Source organism: Mesorhizobium sp. M6A.T.Cr.TU.014.01.1.1, assembly GCF_004022765.1.
Taxonomy (GTDB): Bacteria; Pseudomonadota; Alphaproteobacteria; order Rhizobiales; family Rhizobiaceae; genus Mesorhizobium; species Mesorhizobium mediterraneum.
Window position 1 is genome coordinate 1 of record NZ_RZPG01000060.1, and the last position, 4,440, is coordinate 4,440.

The window sequence follows — 4,440 nt, forward strand, 5'->3', positions numbered from 1 at the left end:
AATCGTCTCATCCGACGCCGCCAGACCGTCCGCCAGACTCAACTGACCCAAAACACGATCCGCCATCCCGAATCTCCCTGCTCCAACCTTCACCACAGAATCACCGTTCGGCTTCTGTGCAAAGGTCTCACCAGGGGAGAAGGGGAGTCAGCGCTGTTTCTGACCGGCCAGGTGGAAAACCGCGATGACGATCACCGGCATCGCCAGAAGCGCGAATTTGGTGACGATCAGCGCCGAGGCGAAGGACAGCGAATCCGGATTGGCCGACAGGAAATCTGAGAGCAGGCGGGCCACCGCGAAGTTCTGCGCATAATCGGCAAGCGTGTAGGGCAGCACCAGGACAAGTGCGAACAGCGACTGGAGCTGCGCGGACAGCGCCCGGAAATTCTTCAGCCGCCGCCCCGTGGCCAGGATCAGGCTGACCAGCGTCAGCGACAGCAGCGCCGGGAACAAGAGGTCGAAGGTCAGATAATGCCAGACCAGGATGATCTCGCTGCCGCGCCGGCCGAGCGCCGTCAGCCAGGCCATGCCTTCATCCGGGGTGAAACCGGTCCAGCGCAAATCGAGCGACGGCAGGCCACCGCTCAACTGGCGGAAATACAGGAACTCCATCGCCGTCATGGCGACGAAAACCGCCACGCAGACGAAACAGAGTGCGGCGGCGTGGCGGGACAGCCGCAGCATCATTGCCGTCAGGCTTCGCGCAAGCTGGTCAGGCTCCGCCGGGATAATTCGGGCTTTCGCGGGTAATCGTGACGTCATGGGCGTGGCTTTCACGAAGTCCGGCGTTGGATATGCGTACAAAGGTGGCGCGGTCGCGGAAATCGGCAAGGTCGCGCCCGCCGACATAACCCATAGCGGCTTTCAGGCCGCCCGCAAGCTGGTGCAGAACGCCGGACACAGGTCCTTTGTAAGGCACCTGCCCTTCGATGCCTTCCGGGACCAGTTTCAGCGTGTCACGCACCTCGGCCTGGAAATAGCGGTCGGCTGAGCCGCGGGCCATGGCGCCGACCGAGCCCATGCCGCGATAGGCTTTGAACGAGCGGCCCTGGTGCAGGTAGACCTCGCCTGGGCTCTCGTCGGTGCCGGCCAGCAGCGAGCCGATCATGGCGGCACTGGCGCCGGCGGCGAGCGCCTTGGCGAGATCGCCGGAATATTTGATGCCGCCATCGGCAATGACCGAGACGCCCGATTTCTGCGCCGTCTCGACCGCCGACATGATCGCCGAAAGCTGCGGCACGCCGACGCCGGCGACGATGCGGGTGGTGCAGATGGAACCCGGCCCGATGCCGACCTTGACGGCGTCGGCGCCGGCGTCGATCAGCGCCAGCGTGCCTTCTGCGGTGGCGACGTTGCCGGCCAGGATGCGGACCGAATTGGACAGCTTCTTGGCCCGCGTCACCGCATCCAGGACACGTTGCGAGTGGCCATGCGCGGTATCGATCACCAGAAGGTCGACGCCGGCATCGATGAGGCGCTCGGCGCGCTCAAAACCGTCATCGCCGACGCTGGTGGCGGCCGCCGCGCGCAAGCGTCCTTGCACGTCCTTGGTGGCGTGCGGATTGAGCTGCGACTTCTCGATGTCCTTGACGGTGATCAGCCCGACGCAATTGCCGTCGCTGTCGACCACGACCAGCTTCTCGATGCGGTGCTGGTGCAGGAGCCGCTTGGCTTCGTCCTGATCGACGTTCTCCTTGACCGTGATCAGGTTCTCACGGGTCATCAATTCGTAAACTTTCTGGGCCGGATCGGAGGCGAAGCGCACGTCGCGGTTGGTCAGGATGCCGACCAGCCGTCCGACCGTATGCCCGCCAGCGCCGCCATTCTCGACCACGGGAATGCCCGAGATGCTGTAGGTGCGCATCAGGCCCAGCGCATCGGCGAGCGTCGCCTCGGGGCCGATGGTGACGGGGTTCACGACCATGCCGGATTCGAATTTCTTCACTTGCCGCACCTGCTCGGCCTGCTCGGCCGGCGAGAAATTGCGGTGGATGACGCCGATGCCGCCGGCCTGGGCCATGGCGATGGCAAGGCGCGCCTCGGTGACGGTATCCATGGCGGCGGAAAGGATCGGCACGTTCAGGTCGATGTCGCCGGCGATGCGGGTGCGGATATCGGTCTCGCCGGGCATGACTTCGGAATGACCCGGCTGAAGCAGCACGTCGTCAAAGGTCAGCGCCAACGCGCCCGTGGACGTTTCGATAATTTTTGCCATGGCCAGCCCTCGGAATGCATGAAAAGCGCTGGACCGGATGGACAGCGCCGACTCGTCTTCTTCCCTTTCAGGATTGGCGCTGGCTCGTAACACGTCCCGTCGCCGATGAAAAGCCGATTGCTTGTGCACGTATGCGGGCTCGTGACCCTTGCTTTGTGACGGCAACTATGCTAGGAATTTATTCATGGTGCTGATTTGCGCCAGCGACCAGCCGCCGAGGCGGGTTTTTTGTTTCGGCGCCATTCTCCGCAGGGCTCCGGACTGGCACCGCTGCCCTGGTCGCACAAATGTGACGGCAAAGTAAGGCGACAGCCGACCTATGCCGTGGTAACCGCCCTGCCTGCCCACTCCTTTGCCCCCGAGGGACCGGCAAGCAATCGGCGGTGAACATTCAATCCGGACGCGTTCCATGAACCGCACCATTCCGCTTATCCTGGCGGTCGCTCTTTTCATGGAAAACATGGATTCGACCGTCATCGCGACGTCGCTGCCGGCGATCGCCATCGACCTGCAGACCAGCCCGGTCGCGCTCAAGCTGGCGCTGACCGCCTATCTGGTGTCGCTGGCGGTCTTTATTCCGATCAGCGGCTGGATGGCCGACCGCTTCGGCGCCAAGAACGTGTTTCGCGCGGCAATCGCCGTGTTCATCGTCGGTTCGATCGCTTGCGCCGTATCCAATTCGCTGCCGGCTTTCGTGGTTTCGCGCTTCCTGCAAGGCATTGGCGGCGCCATGATGACGCCGGTGGGACGCCTTGTGCTGGTGCGCGCCACGCCGAAAAGCGAGCTCGTCGCCGCGATGTCCTGGCTGAGCATTCCCGCGTTGGTCGGGCCGCTCGTCGGGCCGCCGGTCGGCGGTTTCATCACCACCTATTTCACCTGGCACTGGATATTCCTGATCAATGTGCCTATCGGGCTGATCGGCATCTGGCTCGCCACCCGCTTCCTGCCGAAAACCGAATCGGCGCAGACGCCGCCGCTCGATTTCGTCGGCTTCGTGCTGAGCGGGCTGGCGGCATCGGGCATCGTGTTCGGCCTGTCGGTGGTCAGCCTGCCCGCCTTGCCGCCGATTGCCGGCTTTCTCACGGTGGCGGTCGGGCTGGTAGCAGCGGTGCTTTACCTCCTGCATGCGCGCCGCGCCAAGAACCCGCTGCTGGCGCTCGATCTGTTCCGCAACCAAGTGTTCCGCTCCTCGGTTCTCGGCGGCGGACTGTTCCGCATCGGCATAGGCGCCGTGCCTTTTCTTTTGCCGCTGATGTTCCAGATCGGCTTCGGGCTGACGCCGTTCCAATCGGGAATGTTCACCTTCGTGGCGGCGATCGGCGCCATCGGCATGAAATTTGTCACGGCACTGATCTTCAGGGTCGCCGGGTTCCGCCGTGTGCTGATCTTCGGCTCGCTGATCGCGGCGGCGTCGATTGCCATTAACGGCTTGCTCACGCCGGAGACGCCCTATCTGCTGATCCTCGCCGCCCTGCTCGTCGGCGGCTTCATCCGCTCGATGTTCTTCACCGGCATCAACGCGCTCGCCTATGCCGAGATTTCGACCGCCGACACCAGCAGGGCAACGCCGATCGCCGCGGTGTTCCAGCAACTGTCGATCGCGCTTGGCGTGGCGCTGGCCGGCGGCATCCTGGAAGTGTCGACGACAATCCATGGCGGGCCGCTGACGCTAAGCGACTTCCACATCGCGTTCTTCATCGTCGCCGCCGTGTCGGCGGCTGCATCGCTGTCATTCATGCGGCTGGCGCCGGACGCCGGCAACGCGGTGTCGGGATATGGCGGGCTGACAGCGCCGAAGGCGCTGGAGGTGGGCCCACCGGGGAGTTGAGAACTCCTTCCCTTCTCCCCTTGTGGGAGAAGGTGGATCGGCGCGCAGCGCCGAGACGGTTGAGGGGTGCTGGACGGAATGCGGCGTTGGCGATTTTGCCGATGTATACGAGAGTTTGCGCCAAGCTGGAACACCCCTCATCCGACCTCGCTTCGCGAGGCCACCTTCTCCCACAAGGAGGGCTTTGCACGGGGAGCGAAGTGGATTTCGGTGGTCAGTGGGGGCCTTTTTGAAGGCCGGCAGAGCGGTTTTCCGCGGCCCTTGCGGGGCCTTTGTCGGTTTAGGCAGCCATCCTGCCGGATTGTGGACGCACTCCTCCCTCATGTCCGCCTCTCATCGGGTGGATAGAGGACGCCAATCATGGTGCGCAGATTGTAAGCGCAGGCGGCCAGTATGC

The 4,440-nt window shown here is 63.9% G+C and carries 3 protein-coding genes; 1 reads left to right on the forward strand and 2 read right to left on the reverse strand.

Translation table 11 applies throughout. From position 1 onward, the window contains the following. Positions 1-147: 147 nt before the first annotated feature. The gene (locus EN885_RS32860; RefSeq protein WP_164897609.1) at positions 148-687 is read right to left on the reverse strand and encodes a hypothetical protein; all 540 of its coding nucleotides are present in this window, start codon (positions 685-687) and stop codon (positions 148-150) included. A gap of 25 nt (positions 688-712) precedes the next feature. After that, complete coding sequence (guaB, locus tag EN885_RS32865) at positions 713-2,215, reverse strand: IMP dehydrogenase (RefSeq protein ID WP_095485726.1); 1,503 nt, start codon at positions 2,213-2,215, stop codon at positions 713-715. 409 nt (positions 2,216-2,624) lie between these two features. On the opposite strand from guaB, the gene EN885_RS32870 reads away from it, so the two are divergent. After that, positions 2,625-4,043: an MFS transporter gene (locus EN885_RS32870; RefSeq protein ID WP_128244386.1), complete on the forward strand. Its 1,419-nt coding sequence runs from the start codon at positions 2,625-2,627 to the stop codon at positions 4,041-4,043. Positions 4,044-4,440 lie beyond the last annotated feature (397 nt).